General features: G+C 53.8%; 12 protein-coding genes. 3 read left to right on the top strand and 9 right to left on the bottom strand.

What is annotated here, in order from left to right:
• The first annotated feature begins 51 nt into the window (after positions 1-51).
• The 3 genes from AB4Z43_RS18620 to AB4Z43_RS18610 all read left to right on the top strand — a co-directional run bounded on the left by AB4Z43_RS18620 (position 52) and on the right by AB4Z43_RS18610 (position 3,149).
• Positions 52-939 (top strand): ABC transporter permease, encoded by an 888-nt coding sequence (locus AB4Z43_RS18620; RefSeq protein ID WP_236952106.1) that lies wholly within the window; start codon positions 52-54, stop codon positions 937-939.
• Positions 940-944: 5 nt separating this feature from the next.
• Positions 945-1,646 (top strand): ABC transporter ATP-binding protein, encoded by a 702-nt coding sequence (locus AB4Z43_RS18615; RefSeq protein WP_441938687.1) that lies wholly within the window; start codon positions 945-947, stop codon positions 1,644-1,646.
• Between the two features lie 294 nt (positions 1,647-1,940).
• On the top strand, positions 1,941-3,149 hold the full coding sequence (locus AB4Z43_RS18610) for a sulfotransferase family protein (RefSeq protein ID WP_441938686.1): 1,209 nt from the start codon (positions 1,941-1,943) through the stop codon (positions 3,147-3,149).
• A 94-nt stretch (positions 3,150-3,243) separates the two neighbouring features.
• Here AB4Z43_RS18610 and AB4Z43_RS18605 read toward each other — a convergent pair whose 3' ends face one another.
• The 9 genes from AB4Z43_RS18605 to AB4Z43_RS18565 all read right to left on the bottom strand — a co-directional run bounded on the left by AB4Z43_RS18605 (position 3,244) and on the right by AB4Z43_RS18565 (position 16,949).
• Positions 3,244-5,073, bottom strand: coding sequence for a rhamnan synthesis F family protein (locus tag AB4Z43_RS18605; protein WP_441938685.1), 1,830 nt, complete (start codon positions 5,071-5,073; stop codon positions 3,244-3,246).
• A gap of 348 nt (positions 5,074-5,421) precedes the next feature.
• Positions 5,422-7,335, bottom strand: a complete 1,914-nt coding sequence (locus tag AB4Z43_RS18600; protein WP_441938684.1) for a rhamnan synthesis F family protein — start codon at positions 7,333-7,335, stop codon at positions 5,422-5,424.
• Between the two features lie 44 nt (positions 7,336-7,379).
• Positions 7,380-9,314, bottom strand: a complete 1,935-nt coding sequence (locus tag AB4Z43_RS18595) for a rhamnan synthesis F family protein (protein ID WP_441938683.1) — start codon at positions 9,312-9,314, stop codon at positions 7,380-7,382.
• A 103-nt stretch (positions 9,315-9,417) separates the two neighbouring features.
• Positions 9,418-10,476 (bottom strand): NAD-dependent epimerase/dehydratase family protein, encoded by a 1,059-nt coding sequence (locus tag AB4Z43_RS18590; protein WP_038645475.1) that lies wholly within the window; start codon positions 10,474-10,476, stop codon positions 9,418-9,420.
• Between the two features lie 571 nt (positions 10,477-11,047).
• Positions 11,048-11,602 carry a class I SAM-dependent methyltransferase gene (locus tag AB4Z43_RS18585; protein WP_084791438.1) on the bottom strand — a complete coding sequence of 185 codons (555 nt, stop codon included), beginning with the start codon at positions 11,600-11,602 and terminating at the stop codon, positions 11,048-11,050.
• Positions 11,603-11,839: 237 nt separating this feature from the next.
• On the bottom strand, positions 11,840-14,374 hold the full coding sequence (locus AB4Z43_RS18580; protein ID WP_441938682.1) for a hypothetical protein: 2,535 nt from the start codon (positions 14,372-14,374) through the stop codon (positions 11,840-11,842).
• Entirely contained in the window at positions 14,371-15,243 is an 873-nt protein-coding gene (locus AB4Z43_RS18575; protein WP_441938681.1) for a hypothetical protein, read from the bottom strand. Before AB4Z43_RS18575 ends, AB4Z43_RS18580 begins: the two co-directional genes overlap by 4 nt.
• Positions 15,244-15,313: 70 nt before the next feature.
• Positions 15,314-15,937, bottom strand: coding sequence for a class I SAM-dependent methyltransferase (locus AB4Z43_RS18570; protein ID WP_038645467.1), 624 nt, complete (start codon positions 15,935-15,937; stop codon positions 15,314-15,316).
• Between the two features lies 1 nt (position 15,938).
• Entirely contained in the window at positions 15,939-16,949 is a 1,011-nt protein-coding gene (locus AB4Z43_RS18565; protein ID WP_236952108.1) for a glycosyltransferase family 2 protein, read from the bottom strand.
• Between the last annotated feature and the right edge of the window lie 270 nt (positions 16,950-17,219).

The raw sequence follows: 17,219 nt of genomic DNA, 5'->3' as shown, positions 1-17,219 counted from the left end.
TGCCGCAGTTGACTCTGCTCTTGACCTCGTTACGACGCAATGCGTTGCCATATGCCCGTCGAAATGGCTATTAGAGATGGGTGTGGTGGTTCGCCATGGCCAGCGAAGGACAATGCGCCAGAACAACGGATTGCGATATTCCCAGCTATGATTGCGGCACTAAACGGCGCTTTTGACGACATCTCAAAAGCCATGAGATTACACCGAGTCTGGATCGCGCTTGCCCATGAGGACATCGGCGACCAGCACAGACGCACGACGCTCGGCCCGCTTTGGATGCTGGTCAACTATTTCGCTTTCGTCGGCACATTTGCCTTTGTTTTCGTGACCAAGGACGCAAGCAACCCAAGCTATATAGCCTATGTGGCCATCGGCATGCTGGTGTGGTTCTATCTTACCGAGACCATCACCATGAGCGTGTCTCTCTTCCAACGCGAAGCGAGCTTCATTCAGGGCACGACGCTGCCGTTGTTCGTGTATGTGATGCGGTTGACGATGCAATGCATCATTCGAGCTGGTTATTCGCTGGCGGGTTGCGTTCTCATTCTGCTTTTGAGCGGTTACGGAATCAACACAAACTGGCTGCTGTCCTTGGTGGGATTGTTGCTCCTCATCCTGGCAACCCCTGCATTTGTGGTGGTTTTTGCGTTCCTGGGCGCATTCTTTCCCGATAGCGAATTCATCGTTGGCAACCTGATGCGGGTGGGCATGTTCTTCACGCCTGTCTTCTGGGTCTATAGTGGGCAAGAGGGCGTTCAAGAATATGCCTATCACTGGAACCCGTTCACCTATTTCCTGGAGGGCGTGCGCGAGCCGATCACGGCGGGCATATTTCCGGGGCATTCCTTGGCGGTGACAGGTTATTTCTGCCTCGGCCTCTGGGCTATTGCGCTGCTGCTGCTGGGCCTTTATCGCAAGCGCATCGTTTTCCTGATTTGAGTTCCATGACCTCCATCACACTGAACAATGTCAGCCTCGTCTATCGACTGTTTGAAAAGTTGACGCTTTCGGCGCCCGGCCGGCGTCGGAGCCCTCTCGGCGGCAATATAGCCAAGTCGGGCACCAAACAGGTCGTGCAGGCGCTCGACGGTGTCAGCTTCGAGCTCAAGGCGGGCGACCGGTTAGGGCTTGTCGGCCCGAATGGCGCCGGCAAGACCACCCTGCTCAAGGTTCTATACGGAATCTACCAGCCATCGGGTGGTACGATATCGATCACCGGCAAGGTCGATGCCCTGTTCAACATCCACATAGGGTTTCGTCCCGAGGCCACCGGGCGCAGAAACATCGTGCTGAGAGGGTTGATCAGTGGTTGGACGGCGGCCGAGATCGAAGAGAAAATGGAAGAAATAATCGATTTCAGCGAACTGGGCGACTTCATCGACCTGCCGTTCAAGGCGTACAGCCAAGGCATGGCGGCACGTTTGGCGTTTGCAGCAGCGACCACTCTCGAGCCTGAAATCCTGCTGATGGATGAATGGATTGGCGCCGGTGACGCGTCGTTCCAGGAAAAAGCCAAGCGACGCATGGACGAACTGGCGGAAAAGGCCGGCATCATCGTGTTGGCAAGCCACGACGATGCGCTCATCCGGCGGGTCTGCACGAAGAAACTCACACTTCGAGCTGGCCGGGTGGAGTCGCTGGCTTAAGGCGTCTCGGGATATTCGATATCGAGGTCGAGCGAGGGCTCGATAGTCGTAGCATCCTCCTTTTCCGCAGGCCTTCAACGGTCCAAAACCACTGGCGAAGTCACGGCCGAACAACAGAGATCGGGTGCACCCTGTCAGCCCCGCATGCGATCTTCATAGAATTGACGCTTTGATAGAGCCTGGTCTAAGCGTACTGAACGTTGACCAACCGGACCGAAAAGCACCTTCAATTTGATAACCCCAACAGCCGGATTGCCACAGGGACCGAGGCGTCAAGCCATCTTAATCCTGGGAATGCACAGGAGCGGAACCTCGGCGCTTGGGGGCGTAATCAATGCATTGGGAGCAGCCGGCCCGAAGACCCCGCTGCCGTCGCACGCGGCCAATCCGCGCGGATTCTTCGAGAGCGCGCCCCTTGCCCTTGCCCACGACGAACTGCTCGCATTAGCAGGCTCGTCCTGGCTTGACTGGCGTCAACTCGATCAGCAAAGGATGAACTCAAAGGCAACAGAGCCGTGTCGTCAGAAAATCAAACAGCTGCTCATCGACGAGTTCGGTGACGAACCATTGATCGTTATCAAAGACCCGCGGACATGCAGATTTGTTCCGTTCATGTCGTCGATCTTGGACGAAATGAATGTCAGCCCTGTCGCCCTTCTGCCGGTACGCAATCCTCTTGAGGTCGCATATTCGCTGCACCGGCGAGACAAAATCACACTGCCAGAGTCCCTTCTGTTGTGGCTCAGGCATGTGCTCGAAGCTGAATATCATTCACGACACATGCCGCGATATATTCTGTCATATGAAGGGTTCCTGGTCGACTGGCGAAAGCATATGGACCGCGCAGCTGAAAAAACAGGTGTCGTCTGGCCTGCTCAGCCCGACCAGTCGGACGTCAAGATCGAGCAGTTTCTGACGACAGACCTTTATCATGAAAGGTCCACGCTCGAAGATGTGCATAATCATCCAGATGTTACGTCGCTGGTCCGCGAGACCTATCAAATTCTGACCACAATCGCCGCCGGGGATGAAGACAATGGCTTGCTTGCTCAGCTGGATATTATGCGGACGAGATTCGACGAAGCCTGCGAAACATTTTCGGTAGCCATGGCGACGGAGGAATTGGCGGTCGCGCAATTGCGTGGTGAACTCAGCGCGCGCAGCACCGAGACAGAGCAGGTCCGTCAAGAGAATTCGAGGCTTGCGAGCTTTCTGGAACAGCAATCCGTTGAAATCCGCGGCTTGGCGGACGAACGTGATGCCCTCGTCGGAACTCGCGACACTCTGATCGCTGAACGGGATGCCCTCGTAAACGCCCAAGCCAGCTTAATCGCTGAACGGGATGCCCTCGTAAATGCCCAAGCTAGCTTGATCGCCGAACGCGATGCTCTCCTGCGGGACATAATCGGCATCGCCAATGAGCGCGACGCGATACTCACGTCGCGCAGTTGGCGGCTGACCGCACCTTTGCGACTGATACGTGGTCTGTTCGCCCGTGGCTGATGCGGGCGCGGACAGTAACGCGCGAGGCACTTGGAGCCCCTCACGAGCGACTTTGCCCACGTAAGAGAGCTCAGTTTGCTGTATCGCGATCTGGCTAATCCCCGAACGCGATTATCCTTCGTAGGCCGCGATAGAGTGGCCGGAGAATCCTGAACGCTAATGGCGATCTGGCTACAATCGATCTCTTGATCGAGAAGATGAGGCCACGAAAGGATCTTACCACTCCATAGTTTCCAAATTCCGCCGGAGCTCCGTTCTCGCATAGGGCTTGCAATTTAGCCTCCAGCATTACGTAGTTGTGAGCAGCATGCCCGGCAGTCATCACGTGCCGGAAGGTATAGCCGGCGTCGATTGCAACATAGGCTATGATCCGCTCTATGGCGTGGACCAAACTTCCATCCCGATAATCCATATTGGCAAAATCGTTCCAGCCCCACTTTTCTTCGAAAAGCTTCCTTAGAGCTGCAGGACGAAACCAGTACATCCCACCGTAAGGCGCGACAGGTGTACTATCATCCAGATGCACGATCAAACCCAACTGTCGGGCAAGCTTCGCTACGTTGGCTTTGTTGCCAGCCCATGAATTTCCAATGGTCGGATATCCAATATGAACCAACGGCGGCATGACGAGACCAAGCGCTGGATTGTTGGCAAAGAGTTCAAGCAAATTCGAGACATATCCAGGCGTATGAAGAAGGTTTTCAAAAGTGTGGAGTTTAAACAACTCTCCCCTCGGGCCGTCTTGGGGAGATCGCTTGGAATGAATCCGGCAGATCAAGTCGTACCGATCCTCGAGTACATAGTCCCGGCAACCGACAAGAAGGGCGGAAGTGTCCCTGCCATCGTTCCGGACGACCAGGACGACCGCATTCCTGGCGTTCGTCGCCTTCGCGACTGCTTGCTGAATCAATGCCTGCTTGTTGGCATTGTCGGTCGTGACGATCAGATCGTAGCCTTTCGGCACGTTTTCGGCATAGCCGAGAACCTCATCGATCATGTCAACGTGATACACATGCGCAAGAACTGCTATCCGATAATCGTCCCAATTCCTTTGCGCGCCAATATGGATGTCCGGCAGGACGGAGAGCAACGCGGCATTGCCATTTAGCGTACGAGGCGAGCCCAAGCGGCCAACGCTTTTCCATATCAGCGACAAATCATAGTCAGATTGGTTTTCTACGATCTCCAAGGCACGCGGCAGGTTGATGGCCGCGCGCTCGAGGGACAGCGTGTCGTGAAAAAAGAGGCGACGCTTCAGTATCGGGCTCCGGTCCTCCAGCGTTTTGTCCGGCTCCATGAAAACCGGGTATGGCGTCCTGTATCGTTCCGGATCGAGCAATACCGAACAGGTGTAGCCCAAAGCCTGAAAATGCGCTGTGAACACCGTCTCGTGCTTCGCAACTGACTCCATATAGGAGTTGATGGACACCATCCGGGTCCAATAGTCACGAAACGCCTTCGACTGATGCAAGGACCGCCGCACTGCGATGAAATGGGAATTGAGATGGAAGGGCAGTTCCGATTTTCTGACGTCGATCGGATTGGGCCTTATCGCCTTGTGGGCGGAGATTCCCCAAAAGTCACAGTGACGTTGGTCCATCTCCGCGAACATTTCGGAAAAGGGGAAGATCGGCCCGTAGAAAGTGTGGTTGAAAAACAATATCTCCTCGAAGTGTGAAAGCTCATCCCACCCGATATGTTCGAGGGCAGCCCGATAGGCCCAGACATCGAACCCCTTGTTTTCCCTGATTAGAAAGCTGTCGGTAGCGTCAGAAAGGCGAGATCGGGCCTCGTCGTCTACCGGACCGTTGCAAACGACCAGCAGTTTTTCAACAAAGGGCCTTATCGATGCAATCAGGTGAAAATAATACTCATCTATCTTGCCTTCTTGATCGTAATAAAATGCGATTGCCAGGCGCCTCATCGACCTAATCTCTCTCTGGTGCAGATGGCACTTAGAATTAGAACGCTCCGATATGGGATCGCCTTCGGCACCGAACCACATCCTGCCACGCAAACATCATCGAGAGGCGGTGTTTCCAGGTTGCGCCCTCGATGCCCGTGATAGCGTTGAAAAACAGGTATTCCAAGACCGCTGGTTGGAATGGCACCATCTGGCAGGACGTCGACCGCACCCATTAAACCATTCGGTGTCGCCAAAAAAGGCCGGCCACATGCGATCTTCTACACGACGCCGACATGCGGCTTGCCAAATGATGCCCGCCTTCCAGGAAAAAGCGCACAGCGTTTTCCCCATGCCTGGAGTTTGATTTTAGGGCCTGGCCACAGCTCGATAGATCGGTCTCAGTATTTTGAACAGGGTAGGCGCTCTGAACCACAGAGAGTTTTTAATGGCCAAATTGAGTTTACCCAGAGAGCGCTTCACTGACGTTACCGACGTCTGCGACGATGACGCAGCGGGCGGTAGATGGTTTGCCACGGGATAACCGGCTTTCTTCCACTCAGACAACAAATGGCACTGCCAAGGGAAGTCGCCTGACGGCATCAGGCTGGCAAGTTTTTGCAGCTTGAACTCCAGCATGGTGTAGTTGTGCGCCGCCTGATGCGCGCACATGATGTGCCGCGTGGTATATCCGGCATCCTGAGCCGCATAGGCGATCAGCCGCTCCAGCACATGAGCCAAGCCGCCGTCAACATCATTTGGCTCGGCATTGAAGTCTTCCCATTTCCACTTGTGTTCGAAGATTTTGCGCAGGGCGCGTGGCCGGAACCAGAACATGGTGCCATAGGCAGCCACCGGGGTGTCCTGATCGAACTTGACCTTGATATTCAAAAGCCGTGCGGTTTCCTCAACCTTTGGCTTGTTGAAGAACCATGCGTGCCCCATGGTCGGATAGGAAATATGAACGACAGGCGGAACGGCCAGTCCGACTGACGGATTGTCGTGAAACATGTCCAACACGTTGTGGACATAGCCACGCGTATTCAGCAAATTCTCAAGCATATGCCGCTTGAACAGGTTGCTTCTCGACGCCTGCACGTGAAGCGACTTTTTTGTATGCAGGCGGCAGACAAGATCATAGCCGTCATCGACAAGCAGATCGCGCAAGGAAATGAAAAGCGAGGACATGTCACGACCGCGATTTTTCTCGACGATGCGGACGATGACGTTCTTCACGCCAGGGCGTTTTGCCAGTGTGGCTTCAATCTCGGCCCTTTTTTCCGGCGTATCCGTGGTGGCAATGAAATCATAGGGCACCGGGATGTTGCCGGTCAGCGCCAGTATCTCTTCCAGCATATCGGTGTAGTAAATATGCGCGCAGACAGCGATCTTGCCGTAGTCGGAAGGAGCGTCGCCGTCTTTGGCTCGCTCATCGGGCAAAACGCTCATCAGTGCGGCATTGGTGTTTAGATTCCTCAATTCCGAAGTGCGCAGGACATTGCGCCAAATCAGATTGAGATCGTAGTCGGATGTCTCTTCAAGAACTCGCAAAGCGCGCGGCAAATCAATGCCTTGAGCATTCAAAAACGTCGGATCATGAAAAAACGGACGTCGCTTTAGCAAGGGAAAGCGATTGATGATCGTCTCATCAACGTTAATAAACGCCGGATATTGCGAACCATACTTATCCGGATCGACATACGCTTCCGCCGAGTAGCCAAGATCTGTAAAATGCTTGGTAAACTGCGACTCGTGAAGCATGATCGCATCGATGTAAGTTTTGATCGCCGGCAGATTTTCCCAATATGTTTTGAAGGCACGTGATTTCAGCATCTTCTCGCGGACAGCAATGAAGTTTGCTGTGAGGTGGCGGGGCAGATGGCCTGTTCCGGTAAACGGATTTGGCGTCACTTTCGAATGGGCAGCGCTGCCCCAGAAATCACAATTCCGGCGCTCCATTTCCGAAAACATCTCCGAAAACGGGAAAAGAGGCCCGTAGCAGGTGTCATTCAGCAGGATAAGTTCATCATACTCGGAAAGAGCGTCAAAGCCGACAGCGTCAATACCGGTCTTGTATCCCCATACATCAAATCCCACGTTCTCCCGGACCAGAAGCTGATCACAGCTGGCTTTGATTGCTATTTCCGAAAGCTTGGAAAGATTTCCATTGGATACGACAACAATCCTCTCGACAAACTCGCGCAGCTTTTCGAGGAGGAAGATGACATAGTCATCGGCAATTCCATGCTCGTTGTAGAGAGAAAATACGGCAATACGACGCACCTTGATGCTCCTGACTAGACCGTGAACCTGTCTGATGCCCGCCATCATCCGCCACTACGCCGAGAGTTCGGTTTCAAAACCGCCCTCGTGCCGCGATAGATCGGTCTTAGTGCTTTGAACAGGATAGGCGCCCTGAACCTCAAAGAGCTTTTGACGGCCAAATTGAGTTCAGCCAGAGAATGCTTCACCGACGTCGGCATTGGTGCCGCAGTGGCCGATACATGGCTTCCCAAGGGATAGCCGGCCTTCTTCCACTCGGACAACAGATGACTCTGCCAAGGGAAGTCGCCTGATGGCATGAAGCTGGCGAGCTTTTGCAGCTTGAACTCCAGCATGGTGTAGTTGTGCTCCGCCTGATGCGCGCACATAATGTGCTGCGTTGTATATCCAGCATCCTGAACCGCGTAGGCGATCAGCCGCTCCAGCGCATGGGCGAAGCCGCCGTCGACATGATCCGGCTCGGCATTGAACTCCTCCCATTTCCACCTGTGTTCGAACATTTTGCGCAAGGCGCGTGGCCGGAACCAGAACATGGTGCCATAGGCAGCCACCGGAGTGCTCTCATCGAACTTGACGTCGATATTCAAAAGCCGCGCGGTTTCCTCAACCTTTGGCTTGTTGGCAAACCACGAGAACCCCATTGTCGGATAGGAGATATGAAAGATAGGCGGAATGGCCAGGCCGACCGAAGGATTGTCGAGAAACATATCCAACACGTTGTGCACGTAGCCACGGCTATGCAGCAGATTGTCAACCATATGCCGCTTGAACAGGTTGCCCATCGACGACTGCACTTGAGGCGATTTTTTTGTATGCAGGCGACAAACAAGGTCATAGCGATCGTCGACAAGCAGATCTCGCAAGGAGATGAAAAGCGAGGACATGTCACGGCCGCGGTTCTGCTCGACCACGCGGACGATGACGTTCTTCACGCCAGGGCGTTTCGCCAAAACGGTTTCGATTTCGGCTTTTTTTTCCGGCGTATTCGTGGTGGCAATGAAATCATAGGGTACCGGGATATTGCCGGTCAGGCCCAGTATCTCGTCGAGCATATCGGTGTAGTAGATATGCGCGCAGACAGCGATCTTGCCATAGTCGGCAGCAGTACCGTCGCCTTTAATCCGCTTGTCCGGCAAGACACTCATCAGCGCCGCGTTGGTGTTGAGGATTCTCAATTCCGAAGAGCGCAGGACATTGCGCCAAATCAGATTGAGGTCGTAGTCCGATCTCTCTTTGAGCATCCGCAAAGCACGCGGCAAATCGATGCCATTCTGCTCCAAAAAAATCGGGTCATTAAAGAAAAGCCGTCTCTTTAAGATTGGATTCCTGTTGGCAACAGTCTCATCGACTTCAATGAATATCGGATATTTCGACGTGTATACATCCGATTCAACATATATCGAAGATGAATATCCGAGATCTTCAAAAAACTTGGTAAAACGTGACTCGTGAATCAACACCGAGTCTTTATAGTCTTTAATTTGCGGCATGCTTTCCCAATAATTCCGGAAAGCGATCGAGATAAGCATCGCCCTTCTTATCGCGATGAAATGAGAATTTAGATGGCCAGCCAAGCTCCCTTGCCCTGTGAAAGGATTGGGCGCCATTTCCCTGTGACCGGATATGCCCCAAAAATCGCAGTCCCGGCGTTCCATTTCCGAAAACATTTCCGAGAACGGAAAAACAGGTCCGTAGAATGTGTGGTTAAGCAAAAGGATTTCATCATAATCGCCGAGCTTGTCGTAACCGATGAACTCGAGCCCTTGGCGATACGCCCCAACGTCAAATCCTGTATTCTCGCGGATGATAGTTTCGTCAACCGTGGATCGCAGTGAGACTTCCGATGATTTTGAAATTGCCCCGTTTGAGACAAAAATAATCGTCTCCACGAATGGCCGCAATTTTTCTAGAAGGTAGAATATATAGTCATCAACCTGGCCGCGTTCGTCATAGAAGAAAAATATCGCCGCACGCCGCATCGCCAAGTCCCTGCAAATATCACATCCACGTGGTATAGGGACCACGTCTCCCATGGAAGCATTTTCGACGGCAGAACGCTTCCCTTGTCACGATCTCATAATTCTAGCCAATTTGTGAATCGATCCACTCGGAAAGCTGACCGATCCCCTCGTCTACGCTTTTCAAAGGTCGCCATTCCAGTTCGCGCACCGTCCTGTCGATGTTGGCGACAGCGCAGCGAACGTCGCCGTTGCGGAACATGCCGTTGACGTGCGGTTCCGGCGCCCCGTATCTTTTTGCGACGATCCTTGCCAGGTCAAGAACCGTGGTCTTGGACCCGGTGCCGACATCATAGGCGAGCGACTGTGACAGATCCGTGGCCGTGGCCTTGTCGAGAGCCGACGCCACATCATCGATGAAGACGAAGTCGCGTCCGATATCCCCGTCCTCATAGACCGGGATGCTCTTGCCTTCCTTCGCCATCCTGATGAACAACGACACGATTCCCGTGTAGCTGTTGGTCAGCGATTGGCCAGGACCATATACGTTCTGAAGCCGAAGCACGTTGACAGCTGTTCCGAACGAAAGGGCCCAAGCCCGCAATATCTGTTCCTGGGTTAGTTTCGTTGCTCCGTAGATGCTGGTTGGGTTCGGTATCGTTGTTACCGCGTCCATCGGCAGAGGTTCGAGCCCGGCAAAATCCCACTCCGCGCGTTCGAGCTGCTGTTTCGATCTCTGACCGGGATACGTTATCTCGCCTGTTTTCCTGGACCGCCATGCCCCTTCTCCATAGACCGCGCGGCTCGAAGCCAGGACAAAACGCTCAGGAACGTGCGATGCCGTGGCGAAAGCATCCAACATGCGGGTGGTGCCAAGAACATTTGCTATCGCGTGGCGAGAGGCCTCCGTGAGCGACTGACCCGTGCCCGTTTCGGCAGCTAGATGCACCACAACTTCAGGTCGGATGGTTTCCAGTGCCTGCGGCCAGGTCGAGGCCTCGGTCACATCGGCAACCACGAGTTCAACGCGCGGATCAAGGTCGGCGGGACGCTTTCGCTCTGCGTGGATCTGCGGATGCAAACTGTCGATGACAACCACGCGATCGAAACGGTTTGCCAATTTGGCGGACAACGCGCATCCAATGAATCCAGCTCCGCCCGTCACCACGCATGTTTTAGACATTCAGATAGCATTCCCGTTTCATTGACTTGGCCGTTCGTTATCAGCGTCGATCCCATTTGAATAGACAAAAGAGGTCCAGCTCCAGCTGGATCGGGATTCACACGTCAAGTTCGGCATCCGCTCTGGTGAGTGAATTTGAAGTTTTGAGCCCTGCTTTACGCAGGGCTGTTTCTCAAATGTCAAATTCAAACCTTCATCAGCGATGGATGGTGAATGGTGGCGACACTGTTGGCGGATAGGTACTGCGGTYGCAGCAACGCAGGAAGTGGTGAGGGCAAAAATCAAAAGCTGTCCGCTATCTGCTCGTTTTAGGCGGCTTGTGGGCTAAAGACGTGCTGCCTTTTGCTGCGTTTCACGACATACTCGGCATGACAGTTGCATTGATTTGGTTCGCGTCGTCGCCAGCGTCATGGCTCTGCCGCCCCACAAATGTTCACATTTTGGCGACTGGGCGACGGCCTCCCAGCTTTCACGAACTATAGATACCCAACTTGGAACACGAATTGTTGCGCATCGTGCTGGGTGTAAACGCGGTAATTCTACCTGCCGGTTGGAATCCAGCGTTATTCAGTTAATCGGGAACCGGCTCGAAGACTGCCAGCTGATTGGCCCACAGCAAAAATCGCTCATAATGAGACAGACGCATGCCACAAGTTTTGCCCAACTTCGCTAGCGAAGTCCGATCGAACATTTCCTCATGCTCGTCGGCAGCGTCTGGGCTGAATAGACGAACTGCGGCCCCCAGATCGTGAACCCTCCGGAATGCTTTGTGCGGCGTTGTCAATACAATGCGACCGCCCGGAGCAAGAAGCGATCGCCACTCATTGAGATGATCTGCTGGATCCTCGAGATGCTCCAGCAATGCAAGAGCAATGACTGTGTCAAATCGCCGGCCTTCAGGAAGTACAGTGCCGAATTGGTGTTTTGGATAGGACTGGCGAGCCAACTCGACCGAATCCGCATCGTAGTCGTATCCGAAATATTGATCCACCTCAACGAACGAGGCGAGCGCTCCGCTTCCGCACCCGACGTCAAGTGTGTCGCCACGCAACCAAGGCCGAGCCTTGGTTATCCTCGCCAAACGAAGGGCGGGAGAAAATATTCCCTGCGACGCTTGATCCGCCAAAACCCAATTCCTCCTATATCGAGTGTCGCAAAACTTGCCCTGTTGTCATCAAACATTACCTGCTTCAGACAGTCCGGCAATGAACTGACATCACAAAAAACGTCAAGAGTCGCTGCTGCATATTCGGTTGGAATCGCGTCCCCGGCGGTGGTGTAATATCACTCACCAGGTTGTGGTTTAGACTAACGCCCTGACCCAGGGGGGCGAAGCATATTCCGCCGCCCGTTAGTCCGATGCTCATTCAGCCGCATTCAAAGAACCCGTTTGGGACCCAGAGGTTCTGCGATTTACCATGATTAGGAGAATGACTGATGCTGCAAAACCAGCAATGCAAAGCTCCAGCGTTTTCAGCAAGTGACTGCTATCGTAATAGAAACGGATCTTGCTTCGTCCGCTCACCTCCACAGCGGGAAAAAACTCCAGAAACTTCTTCAATTCCACAGGCTTTCCATCCAGCGTGGCTCGCCAATCCTCATTGATGCGAATTGGGAAAACGACCCATCCATGGGTTGCGCCCGAATATTCCACCGTCAGGTCATCCGGTCGATATGTCGCAAGGTGCACAGGGCCAAAATCCGCGTCCGGTTGTCCGCTCAAATCATTCACATAATAGGCGGAACCTGAAACCGCATGATTTTCGATAACGCTAATGCCCGGCTCTACCGACGCCGTCGAGAAATTCCGTGGAGTACGAACCCTGTCGCCAATCTTAATCATTGGCATGCCGGGAAATACACTCGACCCAATTCGATAAGTTGCTCCTCCAGCGGTTTCGAAGGCCCATGCACTGAGCGGCTTCTCGCTATCCGGCTTGATCATTGAAATGACGTACCGATAGGTTCCGGCCGTAAGAGGGATATCTTGATTGAAACGAAAGGTGGCGAATTGGTTGTTGCGTATCGCCTCCGGCGGCAATTCAGCATGGGCTACGAGGAGTGCATCCCGGTAAAGATCAAGCGTCACTGCCGAAGGGGCGAAATCCTGATCATAGGTTGCGAGCAGCACCTGTACATTCGTAGCGTTCATGGACTTGTCGATTAACAAGTCACCGTTAAGGGCACCGCTGTTAAGAGGGAGAGTAGCTCGCTGACCCGTGCCAGCGGTTTCGTAATCCAAGTCGACACAGTTGTCTTTAATAAGGAGGAAACGGATCGCGGCGTAGGTAATGTCTCGGCTGGAGAAATTAATGTCGGAGCATTGAATGACTGATGCCGTGTATGTTGTCTGAAAGGAAGGCAATATGTCCGCGATTATCTTTCTTTGAGCATCGGTACGAAAGCCATGAGCAAATAACTCTGGCAATCCATAATTTGATAGAAAACCAGATACATGAAAGCTGTTATCCGCTACAACACTTTGACCCGGCAAAATCTTAGATAAAACATAGGATAAAGATGGAGTGATTGGAAAGAACGTATCGATATCAGGTCTCGCATTATACTGCCTGAACCAATATCCTAGATTAATTGCCTGCAATACACACAGAAATAGCACTGCATGCAATTTATAAGACGAATTAATTTTTAAAGGCGATACAGACTCCATAGAAGGTAATATGATTGAGAGTGAGTAAGACGACAATATAGCTGCCGACACTCCGAATAATATTGACCCTCTGCTCCATGCATTGAAGCCAAACCCCGGAATTGCCTCCACTAACTCGGCGGGCGCCGCCCCAAAAACAGTCGCCAGCATGAATATTGCCACGATTAGCCCAAAAAAAGCAAACCGATTAGGAAACTTAAAAATAAGACATAGTGCAAGAAGAGCAAGGAGAGCGGCAGGTGCTCCAGCCGAAAAGATGCGCTCAACGCGGAAATGATTCACAAAGTCGAAGCCGAACATATAAATGATATCGTAGGGCGTGAACCACGTTCCACCTGTTCGGCTCGATAGATCAGTTGAACCTAGAATGCCCTTGACTTGCAAGAGACCTGGAAGGGCGAGGAACGCACCGGCAATACCTGCGCATCCCAGCCCCATAGCTCGCCTGATCGCAAGCTGGTTGATGCCGGCGCTCCAGAGTTCGGTCCAGAGGAGTATGACCGCCAGTGTCAGAGATGAGAGGGTTCCAAGGAGGGCAACAAATGGAAAGCCGCCCAGGGCCATCAGGGCCACGCTGAAGGAGAACCCCAAGGCCCAACTCAAACGGCCTGTTTGCCAATATCGAAGTTGGGTAGCGAGCACCCATGGAATTAGAGCGCCGGTCGTCACGTGCGGCCAATGTGCCCAGGCGATGTTGAAACCGCAAAATGCAAATACCATGGCACCAAAAACCGCGGCCACACGATTTCCGAACATGAAAAACAACAGAAAATAGGCGCCGAAAGCAGCCAGGAGATAATTCGACAGAATTGCGAACGTGTAACCCATAGCCTCGTTCGGCGTGAGGGCATAAACTAAAAAAGGTATTGAAAGGCCTTCATAAATCGGTGCCTGGATGCCAGCCGCACCGAGTTGATGGAGGGGGTTCCATAGTGGGATATGCCCTTCCCGCAACTCTCGCCTGAACTCCCGCCAGTTTGGCAGCCGATGATCCAATGCGTCGGAACGCTCTATGTTGACAAGTGGAGTGTCGATCCCGGCATTGTCCCATCCTGGATAGGCCAACAGCAGATCCATCGGCGCCAGCGTTTGCCGAAAAGGATTCACGCCCACGATCCCCAGGACAAGAGCGAAAAGAAGCACCATCGAAATGATGTGTCGCAAAAGCGGAACCCGGTCCGGCATATGGGTGTCTTGCACGGATGTCGCCGTCATTTGCCGCGTCATGCGCTTTTCCCTTTTCGGATAGCCAACTCTACCAAGGCGACCAGGCAATCCCCAAGAACGGTGACAAGCCGGTTGCCGAGGGCAACCGCGGTGGCCGATGGGGCCGGCAGACCCGCGGCAGCAAGCCCCATGATCAGAACGGCCTCGCGCACGCCAAGCCCGCCTGGCGCGCCCGGAACGACAAAGCCAATGAGCCAGGCCACCGCTCCTATGCCGATCAACTCGGCCATATGGCTCGTATCGTTCAGGGTCCTAGAAAGCGCGACGATCAGCAGCCCATTGCCAATGAAAAACAGTGCATAAAGGAAAAACGCTTCAGCACATACCACAAGCGCTCTGCCACCGATGTCGGCCATCCTGAAGCGGAAAAATAGTCCCATCCCGATCGCAAGCGCCAAAAGACCGGCGGCGACCAATCCCAAAGTCAAAGTAGGATTGTGTGGACCATACTGTCGATACGCGCTTTGGAAAATCGGCCCCGCCAGCAATGCACCCAACGCCCCGGCAGCCAGAACGGTGATGGACAATTCACCTATTTGGGCAACGGCAAGCGCTCTGTTCGACGCCCCGGCGTTGCGGGCAAGGGCAAAACGACCAACCATATGCATCACATTGCTCGGCAGGTATTTGTAAACCTGTATCCGTCCAAAAATGGCAAGCGCACGACCCAATCCAAACGAAGCCCCATCGACGAGAACCAGGAACCGGTACCAGGCGATACCGACCAGTTGCAGAATGACTGCATAAGCGACAGCGCACCCCAATATGGCGATCAAGAAGAGCGGGGAAACGAACTGGCGTTGCACATCGCCGAAGGAGCGATGGATCGCCAGCCCCACGAAGACGAGCGCCGCGAGACTGACGGTCACCGCTCCAAGGCGAACGAAAGACTTTAGCCTGAGCCTGCTGCTTTTGGGTGGCTGTGCCGTCTGCGTTGGCTCAGTCACAGCGGCAAAGGACCATGGTCCAGGGAAAAGGCTTGCTGACTTTCACGACTTTTAGCGTCTTGCTCAACAGATCGATGAAAGACGCGGATGACCAGTGATTGATATGCCCTGGCGTGTTGCCAAACTGGGTTACATATTTTCCCCTGGCGACATTCAGGACCCTCCAGATCGGCTCTCGCGGCACGCTGACAAGGAGATACGGCTTGCCAAGCGATTTCAGGACCGAGAGCGCTTGTTGCGTATTTGGAACATGCTCGAGAACCTCACAGCATATTACCAACTCAGCGGAGTTCGCCTGCGGCGTCAGTTCGAAAAGCGAGCGCGTTTCAAATAACGGCGCTATCCCACGCTTGACGCATTGCTCATTGGCCTGCGAAACACTGACGCCTTCCAGATCGCTGCCGCGGACGTTCCACCCCCGATCATGAAGTCGAATGGACAAATTTCCTTCGCCACAGCCGACCTCGTAGGCATTGCGAACGCCTGTCTCGGCCGTCAACGCATCGAAGCTACTTAAAAAGCCATCCATCAAATATCGCGCAACCGGATTCCGGGTGTTGTACTTATCATAGTAATTACCTGGAACGTTATCGTAAGCGACCGGCGTATCATTCATCTTATATCGTTCCGCCTACACTTTCTTTCTTGATTTTGCTCTCCATCGCAAACGACCGGACCCTGGCCCTTGCACCATACTCTTGCTGCAATTGCCTGATCCTTATTTCTTCAAGCAATTGCCTGTTGACCGCGATGAGCTCGGAAATGATGCCGCTCATCGCAAGAATGCCGGCAATCGCGAGCAAGGCGCTGGACAGAACGAGTGACTGGATGTTGCCACTGCCTTCGCCCATCAAATAGTGGACAAGGAACCGAATAACCCCGATCACCCCCGGCGCGGCGACGATTGCCGCACATGTCGAGAAGAAGCGCAGCGGGCTATAGACGACAAAAATCCTCACGACCGTTATCAACGAGCGCCGCACATAGCTCGGTATGCTCTTGACCAGCCGCGAGGGTCGAAGATCGCCGTTGACGCGGATCGGCACCGAGGTGATCGGGATGTTCCTGCGCCCCGCCTGGATGATCGTTTCCAGCGTATAGGTATAGCGGTTGAAGACATTGAGCTGTATCGCCGCGTCGCGATGAATGGCCCGGAAACCGCTCGGGGCGTCAGGGACCGTCGTGCCACTGGCAAGCTTGACAACGAAGCTGCCAAGCTTCTGCAGAAATTTCTTGACCGGTGAAAAATGCTCTATCTCGCTGATCGGCCTTGCGCCGATGACGATCTGAGCTTTTTTCTCCAGTATTGGCCGGACGAGATCGGGAATGCAGGAGGCATCGTACTGGTTGTCCGCATCGGTGTTGACGATGACGTCCGCGCCCAGTTTCAGCGCGGTTTCGATGCCGGTCATGAACGCTTTGGCAAGCCCCTGATTATGGGGCAGCGAGACCACGTGATCGACGCCGTTTTCCCGGGCGACCTCGACCGTGCGGTCGGTGGAGCCATCATCGATTACGAGCCATTCCACCGTGCTGAAACCCGCGACCTGACGCGGCAGATCGGCCAGTGTGACGGCGAGCGTCCCCTCCTCATTCAAGCATGGGATTTGAATAATAAGCTTTGACAATCCACCCTCTTCTTTCCGCAAGGCTGATAGGCTGCCGTATTCCATATGGACCTAAAGAACTTTGCTTCCGCGCGCTACCTGCTTTGGCAAAATAAGCTGTTTTTGCGGCTGACAAAAACGGCGCGAGGAGCTCCGGGCGGCGCCGAGTTCATGGCGTTCAGGCGAACTCGCTCAGGGAGCCATTATGCATTGGTCACGAGCCGGATGGCGGGGGCGCCGACATTGACCGACATCTGTTCTGAGCTTGCCGGTATTGCCCTGCACCGGTGG

The sequence above is a fragment of the Mesorhizobium sp. 2RAF45 genome (assembly GCF_052115225.1).
GTDB classification, from domain to species: Bacteria; Pseudomonadota; Alphaproteobacteria; order Rhizobiales; family Rhizobiaceae; genus Mesorhizobium; species Mesorhizobium jarvisii.
Note: the sequence above shows the minus strand (reverse complement) of the source record. Positions and strands in the feature narration are given on the sequence as shown.

Excerpts from the sequence above, each read along its gene's own strand:
- AB4Z43_RS18570 (WP_038645467.1), bottom strand. The coding sequence starts at position 15,937 with ATGAATGATACGCCGGTCGCTTACGATAACGTTCCAGGTAATTACTAT.
- AB4Z43_RS18590 (WP_038645475.1), bottom strand. The coding sequence starts at position 10,476 with ATGTCTAAAACATGCGTGGTGACGGGCGGAGCTGGATTCATTGGATGC.
- AB4Z43_RS18605 (WP_441938685.1), bottom strand. The coding sequence starts at position 5,073 with ATGAGGCGCCTGGCAATCGCATTTTATTACGATCAAGAAGGCAAGATA.
- AB4Z43_RS18615 (WP_441938687.1), top strand. The coding sequence starts at position 945 with ATGACCTCCATCACACTGAACAATGTCAGCCTCGTCTATCGACTGTTT.
- AB4Z43_RS18610 (WP_441938686.1), top strand. The coding sequence starts at position 1,941 with ATGCACAGGAGCGGAACCTCGGCGCTTGGGGGCGTAATCAATGCATTG.
- AB4Z43_RS18580 (WP_441938682.1), bottom strand. The coding sequence starts at position 14,374 with ATGACGCGGCAAATGACGGCGACATCCGTGCAAGACACCCATATGCCG.
- AB4Z43_RS18620 (WP_236952106.1), top strand. The coding sequence starts at position 52 with ATGCCCGTCGAAATGGCTATTAGAGATGGGTGTGGTGGTTCGCCATGG.
- AB4Z43_RS18595 (WP_441938683.1), bottom strand. The coding sequence starts at position 9,314 with ATGCGGCGTGCGGCGATATTTTTCTTCTATGACGAACGCGGCCAGGTT.